Annotated in this window: 16 protein-coding genes; 9 read left to right on the top strand and 7 right to left on the bottom strand. The window is 60.9% G+C overall.

Features of this window, described 5'->3' with window-relative positions:
- The first annotated feature begins 18 nt into the window (after window positions 1-18).
- Window positions 19-1,092 carry a quinolinate synthase NadA gene (gene nadA / locus ACTG20_RS05370; protein WP_194494611.1) on the top strand — a complete coding sequence of 358 codons (1,074 nt, stop codon included), beginning with the start codon at window positions 19-21 and terminating at the stop codon, window positions 1,090-1,092.
- A 70-nt stretch (window positions 1,093-1,162) separates the two neighbouring features.
- Here the strand turns inward: nadA and ACTG20_RS05365 are convergent, their stop codons facing one another.
- Together ACTG20_RS05365 and gap are read right to left on the bottom strand one after the other, a co-directional pair.
- Window positions 1,163-2,029 (bottom strand): D-hexose-6-phosphate mutarotase, encoded by an 867-nt coding sequence (locus ACTG20_RS05365; protein WP_194494610.1) that lies wholly within the window; start codon window positions 2,027-2,029, stop codon window positions 1,163-1,165.
- Between the two features lie 86 nt (window positions 2,030-2,115).
- Window positions 2,116-3,111, bottom strand: a complete 996-nt coding sequence (gap, locus tag ACTG20_RS05360; RefSeq protein ID WP_005335708.1) for a type I glyceraldehyde-3-phosphate dehydrogenase — start codon at window positions 3,109-3,111, stop codon at window positions 2,116-2,118.
- Between the two features lie 347 nt (window positions 3,112-3,458).
- Here gap and malQ point away from each other — a divergent pair, with 347 nt between their 5' ends.
- The 4 genes from malQ (at window position 3,459) to msrB (ending at window position 10,519) form a co-directional block, all read left to right on the top strand.
- Window positions 3,459-5,648: a 4-alpha-glucanotransferase gene (malQ, locus tag ACTG20_RS05355; protein ID WP_194494609.1), complete on the top strand. Its 2,190-nt coding sequence runs from the start codon at window positions 3,459-3,461 to the stop codon at window positions 5,646-5,648.
- An 82-nt stretch (window positions 5,649-5,730) separates the two neighbouring features.
- Window positions 5,731-7,908: a 1,4-alpha-glucan branching protein GlgB gene (gene glgB / locus ACTG20_RS05350; protein WP_100652812.1), complete on the top strand. Its 2,178-nt coding sequence runs from the start codon at window positions 5,731-5,733 to the stop codon at window positions 7,906-7,908.
- On the top strand, window positions 7,908-10,064 hold the full coding sequence (gene glgX / locus ACTG20_RS05345) for a glycogen debranching protein GlgX (protein ID WP_194494608.1): 2,157 nt from the start codon (window positions 7,908-7,910) through the stop codon (window positions 10,062-10,064). Before glgB ends, glgX begins: the two co-directional genes overlap by 1 nt.
- Before the next feature lie 68 nt (window positions 10,065-10,132).
- Window positions 10,133-10,519, top strand: coding sequence for a peptide-methionine (R)-S-oxide reductase MsrB (gene msrB, locus ACTG20_RS05340; RefSeq protein ID WP_047439612.1), 387 nt, complete (start codon window positions 10,133-10,135; stop codon window positions 10,517-10,519).
- Window positions 10,520-10,591: 72 nt separating this feature from the next.
- On the opposite strand, the gene chrA is transcribed toward msrB, so the two are convergent.
- Together chrA and ACTG20_RS05330 are read right to left on the bottom strand one after the other, a co-directional pair.
- Complete coding sequence (chrA, locus tag ACTG20_RS05335; protein WP_439987499.1) at window positions 10,592-11,743, bottom strand: chromate efflux transporter; 1,152 nt, start codon at window positions 11,741-11,743, stop codon at window positions 10,592-10,594.
- An 82-nt stretch (window positions 11,744-11,825) separates the two neighbouring features.
- Window positions 11,826-12,272 carry a nucleotide triphosphate diphosphatase NUDT15 gene (locus tag ACTG20_RS05330; protein WP_194494606.1) on the bottom strand — a complete coding sequence of 149 codons (447 nt, stop codon included), beginning with the start codon at window positions 12,270-12,272 and terminating at the stop codon, window positions 11,826-11,828.
- Between the two features lie 206 nt (window positions 12,273-12,478).
- On the opposite strand from ACTG20_RS05330, the gene ACTG20_RS05325 reads away from it, so the two are divergent.
- A complete protein-coding gene (locus ACTG20_RS05325; RefSeq protein ID WP_194494605.1) occupies window positions 12,479-12,706 on the top strand; it encodes a hypothetical protein in 228 nt (75 codons plus the stop codon).
- 145 nt (window positions 12,707-12,851) lie between these two features.
- Complete coding sequence (locus ACTG20_RS05320) at window positions 12,852-13,169, top strand: hypothetical protein (protein ID WP_005343224.1); 318 nt, start codon at window positions 12,852-12,854, stop codon at window positions 13,167-13,169.
- A gap of 131 nt (window positions 13,170-13,300) precedes the next feature.
- Here the strand turns inward: ACTG20_RS05320 and ACTG20_RS05315 are convergent, their stop codons facing one another.
- Together ACTG20_RS05315 and ACTG20_RS05310 are read right to left on the bottom strand one after the other, a co-directional pair.
- Entirely contained in the window at window positions 13,301-13,777 is a 477-nt protein-coding gene (locus ACTG20_RS05315; RefSeq protein ID WP_005304871.1) for an Lrp/AsnC family transcriptional regulator, read from the bottom strand.
- Window positions 13,778-14,088: 311 nt separating this feature from the next.
- Window positions 14,089-14,712 (bottom strand): helix-turn-helix transcriptional regulator, encoded by a 624-nt coding sequence (locus ACTG20_RS05310; protein ID WP_194494604.1) that lies wholly within the window; start codon window positions 14,710-14,712, stop codon window positions 14,089-14,091.
- A 106-nt stretch (window positions 14,713-14,818) separates the two neighbouring features.
- Between ACTG20_RS05310 and ACTG20_RS05305 the strand changes: the two genes are divergently transcribed.
- Entirely contained in the window at window positions 14,819-16,048 is a 1,230-nt protein-coding gene (locus ACTG20_RS05305) for an MFS transporter (RefSeq protein WP_194494603.1), read from the top strand.
- Between the two features lie 110 nt (window positions 16,049-16,158).
- A complete protein-coding gene (locus ACTG20_RS05300; RefSeq protein ID WP_194494602.1) occupies window positions 16,159-16,977 on the top strand; it encodes a Cof-type HAD-IIB family hydrolase in 819 nt (272 codons plus the stop codon).
- A gap of 51 nt (window positions 16,978-17,028) precedes the next feature.
- Here the strand turns inward: ACTG20_RS05300 and ACTG20_RS05295 are convergent, their stop codons facing one another.
- Window positions 17,029-17,592: a DUF2799 domain-containing protein gene (locus ACTG20_RS05295; RefSeq protein WP_194494601.1), complete on the bottom strand. Its 564-nt coding sequence runs from the start codon at window positions 17,590-17,592 to the stop codon at window positions 17,029-17,031.
- Between the last annotated feature and the right edge of the window lie 101 nt (window positions 17,593-17,693).

Here is a 17,693-nt window from a genome sequence, read left to right as displayed (position 1 = left end):
GTTGATGGAACAGTCGCAATGAACAATGCACTGAGCAGTGTCCCGCCGGTAGTCGCGATGGACTACCCCTTTCCGGCCAAACCTCTCCCCCTGAGTGCCGAGCAGAGAACGACCTTGACCACAGAAATCAAGGCGCTGCTCAAGGAGCGCAAGGCGGTACTGGTTGCCCACTACTACACGGATCCCGAGATCCAGGCGCTGGCCGAAGCCACGGGCGGTTTCGTCGGTGACTCGCTGGAGATGGCCCGCTTTGGCCGCGATCACGAGGCGCAAACCCTGATCGTCGCCGGGGTGCGCTTTATGGGGGAAACCTCCAAGATCCTGAGCCCCCACAAGCGGGTGCTGATGCCGACGCTGGAGGCCGAATGCTCCCTCGATCTGGGCTGTCCCATCGAACAGTTCTCCGCCTTCTGCGATGCCAATCCCGACCATACCGTTGTGGTCTATGCCAATACCTCGGCCGCCGTCAAAGCACGGGCCGACTGGGTGGTGACCTCCAGCATCGCGCTGGAGATCGTCGAGCACCTCGACAGTCTGGGTCACAAGATCATCTGGGGCCCGGATCGCCATCTGGGCGCCTATATCGAGAAGAAGACCGGGGCGCAGATGCTGCGCTGGCAGGGCCACTGCATCGTCCACGACGAGTTCAAGGCCCGCGCCCTGCGCGAGCTGAAAGAGCAGAATCCTGACGCCGCCGTGCTGGTTCATCCGGAATCCCCCGCCTCGGTGATCGAGCTGGCCGATGCGGTCGGCTCCACCAGTCAGCTGATCAAGGCGGCCAAAGAGCTGCCCCAGCAGAAGCTGATCGTGGCGACCGATCGGGGCATCTTCTACAAGATGCAGCAGGCCTGTCCGGAGAAAGAGATGGTGGAAGCACCGACCGGTGGCGATGGCGCCACCTGCCGCAGCTGCGCCCACTGCCCCTGGATGGCGATGAACGGTCTGGTGGCGATCAAGGAGGCCCTCACCGACGGTGCCGAGCACCACGAGATCCATGTCGATGAAGCGCTGCGGGTAAAGGCCCTCATCCCCCTCGACCGGATGCTCAATTTCGCCGCCGAACTCAAGCTCAAGACTCAGGGCAACGCCTGATTGCCGCCATCACGAGATGCAAAGAGGGCTCCCGCGGGAGCCCTCTTTACTTATCTGAAACTCATCCTGCTCAGATGATCACAGTGGAGAGGCTGTGCTCTTCATCCGGCGCAACGGTCACACCCGCCTCGCCAGCGATGGCTGCTTCGACGCAGAGCATGGTGCGATAGCCATCGTCGCTCATGTCGGCCATGGCGGTAGCCCCTTCCAGCCAAGGGGTCCAGACCACCACGCTGTCATGGTTGCCACTGACAACCCGGGTCTCGCGCTCACCATCCTGCACGCTCACCAGCGCCTCTGGCTGCCAGTAGACCCGATCCAGCGGCCCGCTCAGGGTCAATGCCCCCTGCTGCTTGGCATCCTGTCCGGTCAGCTTGTCGGCATAGGGCTCGCCCAGGCCGGTGACGCTTACCGCCTCTGGTGCGCTGATCTGCAAATAGGTGTGCAGCGCACCGCTATAGACCAACGGCTGGCTACCGGTGTTGCGAGTGGTCAGCACCAGCGAGAGCTCTTTGCCCACCAGCACGTCCAGCTCCAGCTCGAAGGTGTGCTCCCACAGGGCACGGGTCGCATCGCTGTCGCGCAGGGAGAGATGAACAAGCGTGCCGTCAGCGTGATCGGAGACCCCGTCCAGCATCCAGAGGGTGGTACGGGCAAAACCGTGGGAGGGCTTGCCGCTACCGACGCGGGCGGGCGCCGGGCCAAACCAGGGCCAGCAGATCGGGATACCACCGCGAACAGGCTTGCTGCCATCCAGCACCGCCTTGTCGCTCAGCCAGATGGAGGCCGGCTCGCCATGACGCTGATAGCTCAGCACATGGGCGCCAAACAGGCTGATCTCGGCCTTGGCATAGTCGTTGTTGATGGTGAGAACCGGCAGACCGGCCGCATTGTTGGCAAGCTTGCAATTGGCTGTCAGGGGACGAATGGATTGCATGTGGACTCCTGTCATCAGGGGAAACCGAAAAACAAAAAGGCGGCCAATGGCCGCCTTTTTCAAGCTACGCGATTGCGCATCCCAAATTACTTGGAGATGTGAGCGATCAGGTCCAGAACTTTGCTGGAGTAGCCCATTTCGTTGTCGTACCAGGATACAACTTTAACGAATTTGTCGTTCAGCTGGATACCAGCCTTGGCGTCGAATACGGAGGTCTGACGCTCACCCAGGAAGTCGGTAGATACAACTTCGTCTTCGGTGTAGCCCAGAACGCCTTTCATAGCGCCTTCGGAAGCAGCTTTCATCGCTTCGCAGATTTCTGCGTAGGTGGCAGCTTTCTTCAGGTTAACGGTCAGGTCAACAACAGACACGTCCGGAGTCGGAACACGGAAAGCCATACCGGTCAGCAGGCCTTTCAGTTCCGGGATAACTACGCCAACAGCTTTGGCTGCACCGGTAGAGGACGGGATGATGTTCTGAGCCGCACCGCGGCCACCGCGCCAGTCTTTGGCAGACGGACCATCAACGGTCTTCTGGGTAGCAGTGGTAGCGTGAACGGTGGTCATCAGGCCAGACTCGATACCGAAGGTATCGTTCAGAACCTTGGCGATCGGAGCCAGGCAGTTGGTGGTGCAGGAAGCGTTGGAAACGATGTCCTGGCCAGCGTAGGTAGAGTCGTTAACACCCATTACGAACATCGGGGTAGCGTCTTTGGACGGGCCAGTCAGAACAACTTTCTTGGCACCAGCAGCGATGTGCTTACGAGCAGTCTCGTCGGTCAGGAACAGACCGGTAGCTTCAGCAACAACGTCAACACCGATTTCGCCCCACTTCAGGTTGGCCGGGTCACGCTCAGCGGTAACACGTACGGTTTTGCCGTTTACAACCAGGTTGCCGTCTTTAACTTCAACGGTACCGTTGAAACGACCGTGAGTTGAATCGTACTTCAGCATGTAAGCCATGTAGTCAACATCGATCAGGTCGTTGATACCAACAACTTCGATGTCTGCACGCTCGCAAGCCAGACGGAATACGAAACGACCGATACGGCCAAAACCGTTAATACCTACTTTGATAGTCATATTTAGTTACCTAACTGTTCAGTAGTCAAAGAAAATTCCGCTTGTAAATTTACTAGAACTCTCCGGTGAGTCAACCAACATTCTGTCTGAAATTGCGCTATATCATGAAAAACTGTGAAATTAATTTTCTGTTTATGTAACTGATTACCACGTTTTGACGAAAAAAGTGCCAGATCGTGGCATCGCGCAGATATCCACAATAGTGCCTACTCGGTCACACAACCATTCACAGAGATATGTAAAAATGTGCGCGGTTTAGCATGGCCAAAGAGCCACTGTTCAAGTACCACCCCATAAAAATCAAACAAAATAGTATAGATAGAATCCACAGCGGGAATTCTCAAACTATGACCACCCTGATTGAACAGCTGGCTGCCGCAAAAGGTATCGCCAGCGAGTATGTCGATGCCTGGGGCCACCCGGCCCAGGTATCAGAAGAGAGCAAGGCCGCCATGCTGGGCGCCATGGGCTATCGCGTCGATGACGAGGCCGCACTGGTGCAGCAGCTGGAGGAGGAGCATCGCCAGCACTGGCTGCGGGCGCTGGATCCTGTGATGGTGGTTCGCACCGGCGACGCCGTTACCCTTGAGGTTCGCCTCCCCATCGAATTCGTCAACGACGCCCTCACCTGGCAGCTCCAGCAGGAGCAGGGTGCAGTGCTGTCCGGTCAATTCACCCCCATCGAGGGTGAGCTGGTCGGCGTGGCCGAATTTGAAGAGATGGAGTGTCAGGCCTATCGTGTCACGCTGGAGATGGCCCCGGAGCTGGGTTATCACCAGTTGGTACTGTTGGAAGAGGGCAATGACGAGCCGCTGGCTACCATGCGCCTCATCGTCGCCCCCAAGGCCTGCTACAAACAGGCGCCGATTGCCGATGGCCGCAAGGTATGGGGCCCGAGCGTGCAGCTCTACTGCCTGCGCAGCCGCCACAACTGGGGTATCGGTGATTTCAGCGATCTGGGCCAGCTGGTCGAGAAAGCCGCCGCCTGGGGTGCCCACTTCGTCGGCCTCAACCCTATCCACGCCCTCTATCCGGCCAATCCGGAGAGCGCCAGTCCCTACAGCCCCTCTTCCCGTCGCTGGCTCAACGTGGCCTATATCAATGTGGAAGCGGTGCCCGAATTCCAGCAGAGCGATCGCCTGAAAGCGGAAGTGGCGAGCCCTGCCTTCCAGCAACATCTGGCCGATCTGCGCGCCAAAGAGAACGTCGATTATACCGGCGTGATCCAGACCAAACTCGGCATGCTGCGTCAGGTGTTCGATGAAGCCACCCTGAGCGCCGAGCGTCAGGCCGCCTTTGATGCCTTCGTGGCCGCCGGTGACGACAGCCTGCAACAGCAGGCAGCATTTGATGCCCTGCAGGCCCACTTCTATGCCAAAGGCGAAAATGCCTGGGGCTGGCCGGTATGGCCGCAGGAGCTGCGCGATTACCACAATCCTGCCGTTGCCGCCTGGATGGCCGAGCACCCGCAAGATGTCAACTTCTACCTCTATCTGCAGTTCCTGGCTGACGAACAGCTGGCGCAAGCCGATGCACGTGCCAAGGCTGCCGGCATGGTGATGGGGATCTACCGGGATCTGGCGGTGGGCGTCTCCGAAGGCTCCACCGAGATCTGGGCCAACCAGGATCTCTACTGCCCGAAAGCCTCGGTCGGTGCGCCGCCCGATATCCTCGGCCCGCTCGGTCAGAACTGGGGCCTGCCCCCGATGAACCCGAACAAGCTGTTCGAAGCGGCCTATCAGCCGATGGTGGACTTGTTCCGTGCCAACATGCGCTCATGCGGCGCACTGCGCATCGACCACGTGATGGCCTTGCTGCGCCTGTGGTGGGTACCGCCCGGAGCGTCCGCCGCCAAGGGCGCCTACATCTACTATCCGGTCAACGATCTGCTGGGCATTCTGGCCCTCGAATCCCACCGCAATCAGTGCCTGCTGATCGGCGAGGATCTGGGTACCGTGCCGGAGGGGATCGACGTGACCCTGAAAGAGAACGGCGTTCACTCCTACAAGGTGTTCTTCTTCGAGCGCTCCAAGGAAGATGGCGGCTTTATCTCCCCGGCGCACTACACCGAGCAGGCGATGTCGGCCCTGACCACCCACGACATGCCGACCCTCAAGGGCTTCTGGCACTGCGATGATCTGGCGCTCGGCCGTCAACTGGGTCTGTATCCGGATGAAGATGTTTTGAAGACTCTGTATGCTGATCGCCACCAGGCCAAACAGCGGATCCTCGACAGCTTGCATGCCCACAAGGTCATCTCTGACAACATCAGTCATGACGTGAACTGGGTCGGCATGAACACCGAACTCAACCACGGTCTGCAGATCCACATGTCCCGCGGCAGCTGCGCCCTGTTCAGTACCCAGCTGGAAGATTGGCTAGAGATGGACAAGCCGGTCAACGTACCGGGCACCAGTTACGAATACCCCAACTGGCGCCGCAAGCTTTCCGCTGATCTGGAAGATATTTTTGCCAATGAGGCACTCAAGGCACTGGCTGGCAAGATGAGCCAAGCCCGTGATGAGGCCAGTCGTTGAGACGCTGTCTCCCACAGCGCTCTCACCTAAATCCACTCCGGCTTCGGCCGGAGTGGATGCTCTGTCATGAAAGGAAATCTCGATGCTCGTTGAACGTTTGGTTGCTGCCCGCTGTTCCGATCCCTTCTCTCACTTAGGCCTGCAGGCCAATCCGGATGGGCCCGGCCTCAAACTGACCGCCTGGTTGCCTGATGCCCTCGAAGTCCGCGTCAAGGATCTCAAGTCGGGCAAAGTCGTTGCCACCCTGGCGCCCACCGATGAATCGGGTCTTTTTGAAACTGTTTTCACCCGCCGCAAAAACTCCTTCCCCTATCAGCTGATCGCCAGCTACCAAGATGCCACCACCGAGGTTATCGACCCCTATCAGTTTCAGGATGCCGCCTGGGCAGGCCTGGCCGAACTGACCGCCCAGCCGGAAAACCTCTATCACACCCTTGGCGCCCAGCTGCGCACCGTGGAACATCTTGGCCAGCAGGTGGAGGGGGTGCGTTTTGCGGTCTATGCGCCGAGCGCCACCGCCGTGAGCCTCATCGGCGATTTCAACTTCTGGGATGGCCGCCGCCACCCGATGCAGCGTAGCCTGTGCGGTCACTGGGTGCTGTTTGTGCCGGGCCTCAAGGCCGGGGATCGCTACAAGTTCGAGCTCAAGGACCCCATGGGCAACCGGCTGCCCCACAAGAGCGACCCTGTAGGTTTCTACAGTGAGCAGTATCCGTCGTTCGCCTCCGTGGTCTATGACCACGCCCAGTACCAGTGGCAGGATGCCGAGTGGATTGCCAGCCAGCACAACGACAAACGCGAGCAGCCGCTCTCCATCTATGAGCTGCATGTCGGCTCCTGGAAACGCCACCCCAATGGCGACAGCCTGAGCTGGCGCGAGCTGGCGGTGGAGCTGGTCGCCTACGTCAAGGAGATGGAGTACACCCACATCGAGCTGCTGCCGGTCTCCGAGCACCCCTTCAGCGGCTCCTGGGGCTACCAGCCGGTGGGCATGTTCTCCCCCACCAGCCGCTACGGCACCGCAGATGATTTCAAATACTTCGTCGACCAGTGCCACCAGGCCGGGATCGGCATCATTCTGGACTGGGTGCCCGCCCACTTCCCGTCCGATGCCCACGGCCTAGCCCGCTTCGACGGCACCCCGCTCTACGAATATGAAGATCCGCGCCGTGGCTGGCACCCGGACTGGAACTCCTACATCTATGACTTCGGCCGCGACACAGTGCGCCAGTTCCTGGTGGCGAGCGCCCTGTTCTGGCTCGACAAGTTCCACATCGACGGCCTGCGGGTGGATGCAGTCGCCTCCATGCTCTATCTGGACTACTCCCGCAACGCCGGTGAGTGGGTACCGAACGTCGATGGCGGCAACCACAACTACGAGGCGATCAGCCTCTTGAAGTGGACCAACGAGGAGGTCTACGGCAAGTATCCCCACGCCATGACCATAGCCGAAGAGTCCACCGCCTTTGCCGGCGTCTCCCGCCCCACCTTCCTCGGCGGCCTCGGCTTTGGTTTCAAGTGGAATATGGGCTGGATGCACGACACCCTCACCTACATGCAGAAAGAGCCGATCCACCGTCGCTACCACCACAACGACATGACCTTCTCCATGGTTTACCACTATGACGAGAACTTCATCCTGTCGCTCTCCCACGATGAGGTGGTGCACGGCAAGCACTCCATGCTCTACAAGATGCCGGGGGACGAGTGGCAGCAAGCCGCCAACCTGCGGGCCTATATGGGCTTCATGTACGCCCACCCGGGCAAGAAGCTCAATTTCATGGGCACCGAAATCGCTCAGAGCAACGAGTGGAACCACGATGCCCAGCTGCCATGGCATCTGCTGCAATATCCCAAGCATGCCGGTCAGCAGCGGCTGATCCACGATCTCAACCACCTCTACCGTCATGAGCCTGCCTTGTATCAGGCCGATTATGAGCAGACCGGCTTCCGCTGGCTGGATCACAACGATGCCGACAACAGCATCTTTGCCTGGCTGCGGGCGGACAAAGAGGGCAAGCAGACTATTGTGGTCGCTTGCAACTTCACCCCGGTGCCCCGTCTCGAATATCGGATCGGCGTCCCAGCTGGGGGCCACTATCGGGTGGTGCTCAACACCGACAGCGAGTATTACTGGGGCAGTAACTATGATGTAGGTCTGGTGTTCGCTGCCGAGCCGACCCCCTGGCAAGGGATGGCACACAGCATAGTGCTGGATCTGCCGCCGCTGGCGACCTTGTTTATCAAACAGGAGTCTTGATGCTTGTAATGGAAAAAGGGGTGGGCCACCCGCTGGGGGCCCGCCTTGACGAGAACGGTTGCCACTTCTGCGTCTGGGCCCCCCAGTCGGACAAGGTGGAGATCTGCCTGTACGACGAGCAGGAGCAGGAGCTGATGCGGCTGGAGTTGCCCGGCCGCCGTGGCCAGTATCGCTTTGGCTACGTGCGCGGTGTAAAGGCCGGTCAGCGCTACGGCTATCGGGTCTATGGCACCCCGCAGGAGGGGATGCTGTTCGATCCGCAAAAACTGCTGATTGACCCCTATGCCAGGGCGCTCAGTCGTCCCACCTACTGGGATGAAGCCCTCTATCAGGGTGACAGTGCAGGGATGATTGCCAAGTCGGTGGTAGTGGATGACAGTTTTGACTGGCAAGGGGTTGGCAAACCCGGGATCAGTCCGGCCCGCACCATTATCTACGAGACCCACGTCAAGGGCTTTACCAAGCAGCATCCGGGGATCCCCAAAGCGCTGCAGGGCACCTACCTTGGCATCTGTCACCCGCTGGTTATCGAGCATATGAAGAGCCTCGGCATCACCTCGGTGCAGCTGATGCCGGTGGCCGCCTTCATGTCGGAACCGCGACTGGAGCAGCTGGGACTGACCAACTACTGGGGCTACAACCCCATCGCCTTCTTCGCCCCGGAGCCACGCTACAGCACCAGGGCCGACGAGGCGGTGACCGAGTTCAAGACCATGGTGCGCGAGCTGCACCGGGCCGGGCTCGAGGTGATCCTGGATGTGGTCTACAACCACACTGCCGCCTCTGGCTTTGACGGCCCTACCCTCTCGTTCAAGGGCTTTGACAACGCCGGTTACTACGCCTTCGAAGCTGGCCCCCACGGCCCGGACTACACCCGTCACGCTAACGTGACCGGCTGTGGCAACAGCGTCAATCTGGATCACCCCAACACCCTGCGACTGGTGCTCGATGCTTTGCGCTACTGGGTCACCGAGATGCAGGTGGATGGCTTCCGTTTCGATCTGGCGGTGACGCTTGCGCGGGAAGCGGGGGAGTTCGAGCCCATGGGCGCCTTCTTCAAAGCCGTGATGGCCGACCCTGTGCTGTCACAGGTCAAGCTCATCGCCGAACCCTGGGATATCGGCCCCTTCGGCTACCGGCTGGGTCAATTCCCGAGCCAGTGGCAGGAGATCAATGACCGCTATCGCGACACGGTGCGCGCCTTCTGGCGCGGTGATGCGGGCAAGATGGGGGACTTTGCCACCCGCTTGGTGGGGTCGCGGGATATCTTCCCGAAGAACTGGCGATCGCCCCACACCAGCGTCAACTACCTCTGCTATCACGACGGTTTCACTCTGGAGGATCTGGTCTCCTACAACCAGCGCCACAATCAGGCCAATGGTGAGGACAATCGCGATGGCCACGGCAACAACCTCTCCTATAACCACGGGGTAGAGGGACCAACCCTGGATCCGCGGGTCAACAGCCTGCGCCAGCAGCAGAAACGCAATCTGATTGCCACCCTGCTGCTCTCCCAAGGCACTCCCCACTTCCTCGCCGGGGACGAGATGGGCCGCAGCCAGCTTGGCAACAACAACGCCTACTGTCAGGACAACCAGATCAGCTGGGTCAACTGGCAGTGGCGACCGGAGGATGAACGGCTGTTCGCCTTCACCCAGCAGATGATGGCGCTGCGGGCGGAGTCGTGTGTCTTCTCCAACCTGCAACTGAGCGACGACAGCTGGAATGGCACCCCGTCCAGCTGCCATCAGGTCAACTGGTATCACCCGGACGGCCACCAGCTCACCGATCAGGATTGGCACGCCCCCATGGGGCAGGCGTTCGCCATGGATATCGGCATGATCAACTGTGTCGGCGAGCGCTGGTACGTGCTGTTCAACGCCAGCGATTACGACATCCAGTTCCGCCTGCCACCGCCGGGGGAAGGGCTGGAGTGGATCCAGACCATCGACACCGCCACCAACGATGGCCTCCCCTTCCTGCCGGATGACATCAAACGGCAGGTGGCAGTCGGCCGGGCCCACTCCCTCAAACTGCTGGAGCGGGTGGCGCTGGCCAGCACGGCGGAGGATGCCCAGCCACCGCAGCAGGAAATTCTCCCTGCATCCGGTGGGGAGATGGTTGCCACCTCGATCACAGATACAGGCAAAGCATAAGAGGCATGCTGGAGTCAGCTTTACGGAGCCGCTATGCTGGGCTCCGGTATGGATGGCAAGGAGTCGGTATGAGCAGTAACAATCCGGAACAGTGGCGCAGCAAACTGACCGCCGAGCAGTTTCACGTCTGTTGGGAGAAGGGCACCGAGCGCCCCTACAGCGGCGCCCTGCTCCACAATCGCAAGAGCGGCGACTACCTCTGTGTCTGCTGCAAGAGCGTGCTGTTTCACTCAGGCGCCAAGTTTGATTCCGGCTGCGGCTGGCCCTCGTTCGACAAGGCCATCGAGGGGACGGTTGAGTACACCGAAGATAACAGCCACGGCATGAAGCGGGTGGAGATCACCTGCCGCCAGTGCGGCTCTCACCTCGGTCACGTCTTCCCCGACGGACCGACCGAGACCGGCCAGCGCTACTGCGTCAACAGCCTGAGTCTGGATTTCGATCCCGAGGTCTGAACGGCTGACCCATTGCAATAAAAACGGCGCCTCCATCACGGAGGCGCCGTTTTTATCGGGATTTCACCGGCTTCACGCCAGCAGGATAGCAGCCATCACCAGCAGGGCCGCGATGGCCGGTATCGGCAGCTTCACCACCCGCAGCAGATAAAAGCCGATGGCAGCCAGCGCCAGATCGCTCGGCGCCAGCACCGCACTCTGCCACACCGGCTGATAGAGGGCCGCCAGCAACAAGCCCACTACGGCAGCATTGATGCCGGTGACGGCCCCCGCCAGACGGGGCTGGGCCAGCCACTGTTGCCAGCAGGGGCCCACCGCCCAGAGCAGCAGAAAGCCAGGCGCAAAGAGCGCCAGGGTCGCCAACAGGGCCCCGCTCATCGGCATCTCGGGCTGCAACTGGGCACCAAGATAGGTGGCGAGGGTAAACATGGGGCCCGGCACCAACTGGGCCAGGCTGTAACCGGTCAGAAACTGCTGCTCGTTGAGAGTGTGGCCCACGCTCTCTTGCAGCAGCGGCAACACCACATGGCCACCGCCAAACACCAGACTACCGGCGCGATAGAAGTCGGCAACCAGCTGGCCAAGCGGACTACCGAGCAGCGGCAGGCCGATAAAAAAGATGCCAAACAGCAGCAGGGTCGGCCAATGAGGCTGACTGCTGGCGGCAGCAGGCTGCTCGGCGGAGGCTGGGCGACTACCCGCCCCGCGCTGGCTGCGGGCGCAGATCAGCGCAGCTCCCGCCAGCATCAACAGTTGAGTCAGCAGACCGGGCTGCCACCAGAGTGCAGCAGCGGTCACCACCATGATCCCTTGGGTCATTCCCGTGGCACAGAACTGACGACTCATGGTGAGCACTGCATCGGCCACCACGATGAGCGCCAGTAGCTTGAGGCCATGCAGCGTCGCATCGAGCCACAGATTGCTGCCCAGCTGGCCGATACCGATCGCGGCCACCAGTAGCAGAAGAAATGAGGGCAGCGTGAAACCAAGAAAAGCTGAGAGCGCCCCGCCCAGACCGGCGCGATGACGACCGATGGCGAAACCAAGCTGGCTTGAGGCGGGCCCCGGCAGCAGCTGGCACAGCGCCAGCAGGCGGGCAAATTCGGCCTGTGTCAGCCAGCCGAGCCGCTGGACGAAGGTACGCTGGAAATAGCCGATATGAGCGGCCGGACCACCAAAGCTGATGCATCCCAGCCATAAAAACTGAATAAATACCTGTCCCACGCTCTTCTCCCTCATCCCTCTTCTCCCGATGGAGAGGAGATATTATGACAGCGCGATGATCGTTTTATGACAATCAGACTGATTAGGCCGACACCATTGGCACATCACCCGGCAGATAGCAGCGTCCCGCCAGCCAGCAGGCGATGGACTGGCGGCTGGCATCGAAGTGGGGCTCGGGCAACGCGCGCGGATCGCACCAGACCCAGCCTTCGCACTTCTCCGGCTCCAGCAGTTGCGGCTCACCATCGGCCTTAGCGTGCAGCGTCACCGAGATATAGTGCAGCCCGCTCTCGCGCCAGGTCTCCAGGTTGTTGGTCACCGCTACCACCTCGGGCCCGTGAATTCCAAGTCCGGTCTCCTCGGCCACCTCGTGGATCGCCGCCGACTCGAAGCTCTCCCCCAACTCCAGATGACCACCCGGGATCGACCAGTAGGGGGCATGGCTCCCTTTGCGTTTGCCAAGCAGCACCTGGCCTTGGGCGTTGGTCAGGATGACGCCGACCCCGACGCGGGGATAGAGAGTGGACATGAAAACACTCCTTCAATAAGGCAGTAAAACGGCCCCACCTTAGGCCCAAGGAGGGCACAGGGCAAGCCCCGGCTGCACGGCACCTGCGCCTGTCGGTGGCTCCTCCCCTTGCCCCTGAACCGGTTATCACTGATGCTGGGGAGTGAAGCCCGGATGGAGAGGCCATCCCCATCCTCTCAGTCCCCCATCACCCCGAGGAGTCCGCCATGGAAAAATTGCTCCCCCTGTGCGCCCTGCTGCTCACGGCTTGCCAAACCACGCAGCCCCCCAACTCGCTCGCCATCGATGATGCCGACGCCTGGCAGGCCATTTGCAAAGATGGCACCCGGGTTCGCGCCGTGGTGGCAGAGGGGATCTGTGGGGATCATCGCGGGGTAGCCATGTGGACGAATAAGCCAAGAGCTGAACGGATGGCAGAAGAAGCCGCCAAATAGTGTGATCCAGGCACCATAAAATGACACTGCCGGCCAATTGGCCGGATTTTTTCGCGATCTCGCCAGCACTTTGCCACCTTGTTCATGGTGCGCTCAGTTTTCTGTTCCCATACTGGCCCTACAGTTCCAAAAGAGGAGAGACAAGATGCAAACATCCATCGTCGGGCTCTCCATTCTGTGGGGGCTAGCCAGTTTTGGTGTTCAGGGGGATTTCATCGAGAGCCGTGATTCCGTTGCGCCATCCTGGCAAGCCGAGTCCAGAGTGGAGATGGAAGGTTATCTGATTGAATCGCTTGGCGAAGATCGCTGGCTGTTCGACAACGGCAGCGAGAGTCTGCTGGTCTCCCTGCCCGAGGGGCAATGGGTGCCGACCGGCGAGCGGCTGCGGGTCAGCGGCGAACCGCAGCAGGAGCAGAGCGGCTGGCTGCTGCAGGTGGAAGACATCAGCCAGGTCAGCGTCTGACAGCGGCAGTCGCCCCGTCACCGCGACAGCTAATCCAGAACCGATAACCACAACCGAATAACCAAGAGCGAATAGCAAAAGAGGAGGCCACTGGCCTCCTCTTTCTGTTTATATGAGCGGTTTGCGCGGGCTCACCCCAGATGGTTGAGCGGCAGCGCCGTCTTGTGCTTGATGCGGCGCAGCACGAAGCTGGAGCGCACCCCGGTCACCCCCGGAATATGGGTCAGCTTGTCCAGCAGGAAGTGCTGGTAGTGCTCCATGTCGCGCACCACCACCTTGAGCTGGTAGTCGGCATCGTTGCCGGTGATGAGATCACACTCCAGCACTTCGGGCAACTCGCTGATGGCGCGATCGAAGTTTTCGAACCGCTCGGGCGTGTGTCTGTCCATGGAGATGTGAATGTAGGCGGTGAGGGTGAGGCCAAGCTGGCGGGCGTTGAGCAAAGTAACGTGGGTGTCGATGAGGCCGGCATCCTCCAGCGCCTTGACCCGGCGGGAGCAGGGGGACGGGGAGAGCCCGACCAGCTCGGCCAGTTCCAGATTGCTGATGCGGCCATTCTCCTGCATCAGCTCGAGAATATGTCTGTCTATGCGATCAAGTTTCAGCATTTACCCTTCCTCGTTGCAATGACTAATCCACTTTTCCTAGATTAAGGGTGAACTATTGCAAAAACAACCGAAATAAGTGGTTACTTTGCAACCACTCACCGGCACGGGAGGGATACTATGGTTACATCTTCCGGTGGCAAAGCAGATACCTGACCGGGTCTCTGAGGTGAAGGACCTTACCGGGTCAAGAGCCCCATCAGCCGTCTTACCTTATCGGGAAACGACGGGCTGGAACGAGAGAACCCCCTCCCCGAAGGCAACAAAGCAGGCATCCCGGCGCCTGCTTTGTTGTTTTTGGGCGTTTGACGAAATCAGAGCGCGGGCGGCGTGATGCGATAGAGGCAGCGATGCGCCCCCTCCAGCAGATATTGCTCCCGCTCCACCGTCGCCGGCGCCAGCAGCTGGCGAAACAGCGCCAGTTCGCTGCGACAGAAACCGCGGCAGGTGCGCGCCGCCGCACAGATGGGACAGTGGCTCTCCCACAGCAGCCAGCTGCCATCCTCTTCGCGGCGGATCTCCGCCATGTAGCCCTCGCGAGTGCGCAGCTCCCTGAGCGCCGCCAGCCGGCCAGAGAGACCATGGGACCCCAGCGCCTCCTGATAGCGAGCAAGCATCTGCAGCTCCCGCTGCTGGATCAGCCGCTCCATCCCCTCCTCGCCAAACAGCTCGCGCACGTTGTCGATCAACTGCACGGTCAGATCGCTATGGCTATCGGGGAAGCGCTGCCAGGCCTGCTCGGTGAGCTGCCACAGCCGCACGGGACGACCGCGCCCGCGCGCCTCGTCGCTGAATGTGACCCACCCCTCCTGCTCCAGCGTGAGCAGGTGCTGGCGGGCGCCCATGGAGGTCATCTGCAACTGCTCCCCCAGCGCGGCGGCGCTCTGCGGGCCATGGCTCTTGAGCAGAAACAGGATCTTGTCGGTGCTTGCGTTCATGACCTCATTATGGGGAGCCCCCTTTATTAAATCAACAATTCACTTTACTTAATCCCGTCTATGAATCAGCATAAATAAACCAATAACTTTACTTAATGGGTGCAGCATGGAGAAACACGGGCACAAAAATCCCCTCTGGGTGCTGGTCATGACGGTCACGCTGGCAGTTGCAGGCTTCAGTCTCCCCTCCCCGGTATTGGCACCTTTGCTGCTGGATCCGGCCCACGGCATGCTGACGCCGGAAGCCTCCGACTGGAGCCGCAAGGTGTGGCTGGGGGTCATCATGGGGCTCTATCCCCTGTTCCAGCTGGTGGGCAGCCCCTGGCTCGGTCGCCTCTCCGACCGCTATGGCCGCAAGCCACTGCTGTTGCTATCGCTGGCGGGGGTACTGGCAGGCTATGCCCTGATGGCACTCGGTATCGCCTGGCGCTCCCTCCCCCTGTTACTGCTCAGCCGGGTGGTGGAGGGGCTGTGCAACGGCAACATCGCCATCGTGCAGGCGATGGCGGCAGATCTCGCCGGCAAGGAGCACAAGGCCCGCAGCTTCGCCTGGATCAACATCGGTATGAATCTGGGCTGGGTCGTGGGACCGATGATCGGGGGCTACGCCGCGGTGATCTCGGGGGATTACAGTCTGGCCGCCTGGCTGGCGGTAGGAATGACCCTGCTCAACCTGCTGCTGGTCTACTGGCTGATCCCCTATCGTCCGCCGGTGGCGGCCACCCGTCAGACAGCGACCCTCTCCAGCCGCCAGCTGTTGTTGCAACCGGCCCTGCTGCCCTACTTCGCTCTCACCCTGATCAGCTATGGCGCCGTGCAGCTCTATTTCACCTACTTCAATATCTGGCTGGTGGAGCGGCTGTCCTGGGATCCGGCCCAGCTGGCACAGGCGGCGGTACTGGTGAGCCTGCCCATGATGGCGGGCTCCTGGCTCGGCTCCCGCATCGCCCGTCACTGGCGCGGCAGCTCCCTCGGCATTGTCGGCCATCTGGTGATGGCGAGCGGCATGCTGCTCTTTATCCTGCCCGTGCACTGGTGGGGACTGGCGCTTACCTTCGTTCCCGCTGGCATCGGCATGAGTCTGGGGGAGCTGGCCACTTCGGTGGCGATCTCCAACCGCAGTCACCCGGAGCAACAGGGGCAGGCGATGGGGCTCTACCGCGCCCTCGCCGTAGGCAGCGAGATCCTGGCGGTGCTGCTCGGCAGTCTGGTGCTGCTGGCCGGTACCGAGTGGCCCTTCTATCTCGCCACCCTCTGCTCCCTTGCCAGTGCCGCCGGTTTCTATCTGCTGCGTCGCCGTGCCGACCGTCGTCAACAGCTGGCCAGCTGCACCTGAGCCACGAAGGGATCACAGTTCGGCGCTTCGGCCGCGGGCAAGACTTGCATCGGGGCGCCGGGTCTGGGACGGTAAGGCTCTTTGCGGATTTGTTCGATGCTGGAGGAGCTATGAGTGAGTACAAGGCCATCGCGCTCGATATGGATGGCACCCTGCTGACCCGGGATCACAAGATCTCGTCGGCCACCCGGGCGGCACTGGCGCAGGCGCGCGCCCACGGCATCAAGGTGCTGCTGGTCACCGGGCGCCACTTCATGACGGCACGCCCCTTCCACCACGAGCTGGCCCTCGATACCCCCCTCATCTGCAGCAACGGCGCCTATCTCTATGATCCGGTGCAGAACCGGATCATCAGCGGCGACCCGCTGGCGGCCGCCCCGCTTACCGAACTGCTGGCCGCGGTCGAGGCACAGCAGATGGGCGCCCTGTTCCACCTGAGCGAGGGGATCGGCTACATCGGCTGCGAAGAGCATGTCACCCGCATCCGCCACTGGTCGGCCAATCAACCGGACCACCTCAAGATCGCCCTCAACCCGGTCGAGGAGCTGGCAGGCTGGCTCGACAACCCGGTCTGGAAGCTGGAGCTGTTCAATCAGGATCCGGCACGCCTGCACACCTTTATGGGCGAGGTGGTCGAGCAGATGCCCTTTACCCGCGACTGGGCGGCCCCCTATGCGGTGGAGCTGGTACAGCCCGGTTGCAGCAAGGGCAACCGGCTTGCCCAGTGGGCAGCCAGCGAAGGGATTGCGATGGAGCAGGTAGTGGCGTTTGGGGATAACAACAACGACATCAGCATGTTCGAGCAAGTTGGGCTGGCGGTGGCCATGGGCAATGCGGCGCCGCAGATCCAGAGTCATGCCCATCGGGTCACGGCCGACCACAACGAAGATGGTATCGCACTGGCACTGCAGCGCTGGGTACTGCCCTGATCTGACAAGGTGCAACATGGCCAGCACGCGGACTGGCCATGAAGAGAGGGATTAACCGCCGAAGGAGAACTGGATCACCCGATCCGGATAGCGCAGACGGTTGTACTCCCGGCGCAGGGATTCGTAGTGGCGAATGGCCCGATCGCGCTTGGCGCGGTAGTAGTCGCGCTGTTCCGTGTTGGTTTCGTTGCGGATGCTGCGCTCCAGCGTATCGATATCACGCTCGGTACGCTCCAGCTCGTCGCTGATCTCCCGCAGGCGAGCAGCCAGTTTGTACTCTTCGTAGCCACGCTGATACTGCTTGAGGAAGCTGGTGTCATTGGGGCATACCCCCAGATAGGCCTGCCCCTCCTTGCCCTTGCTGTAAGCCAGCTCGGGAATGCAGTAAAGCTCCAGCCCCTTGTCGTAGCCCCGTTTCCACTCGGCTTCATCCACTTTGAGGCCATATTCGCTGCAAGACGAAACGTAATCGCGGGTCGCCTGACGGTTTTTGCCTTCCGATCCATCCTGATAACCCAGGTTGTACCAGCTCATGGTGCGGCACTCATCTTCTGACAGGGCACTGCATCCCGCCAGCAATAGCGGCAGGGTCAGCAACAGGATTTTGAGGGACATGGACAGACTCCTGAAAAGATAGTGAGCGGCATTCTAGAGAGGATAAAAGGCCATAACAAGGGATGCGCCCCCGCGTGGCCTAGCGCGGTTTATTTGATGTT

The sequence above is a fragment of the Aeromonas sp. 84A genome, assembly GCF_051919345.1.
Lineage (GTDB): Bacteria > Pseudomonadota > Gammaproteobacteria > Enterobacterales > Aeromonadaceae > Aeromonas > Aeromonas veronii.
This window is presented reverse-complemented; position numbering and strand designations above follow the sequence as displayed.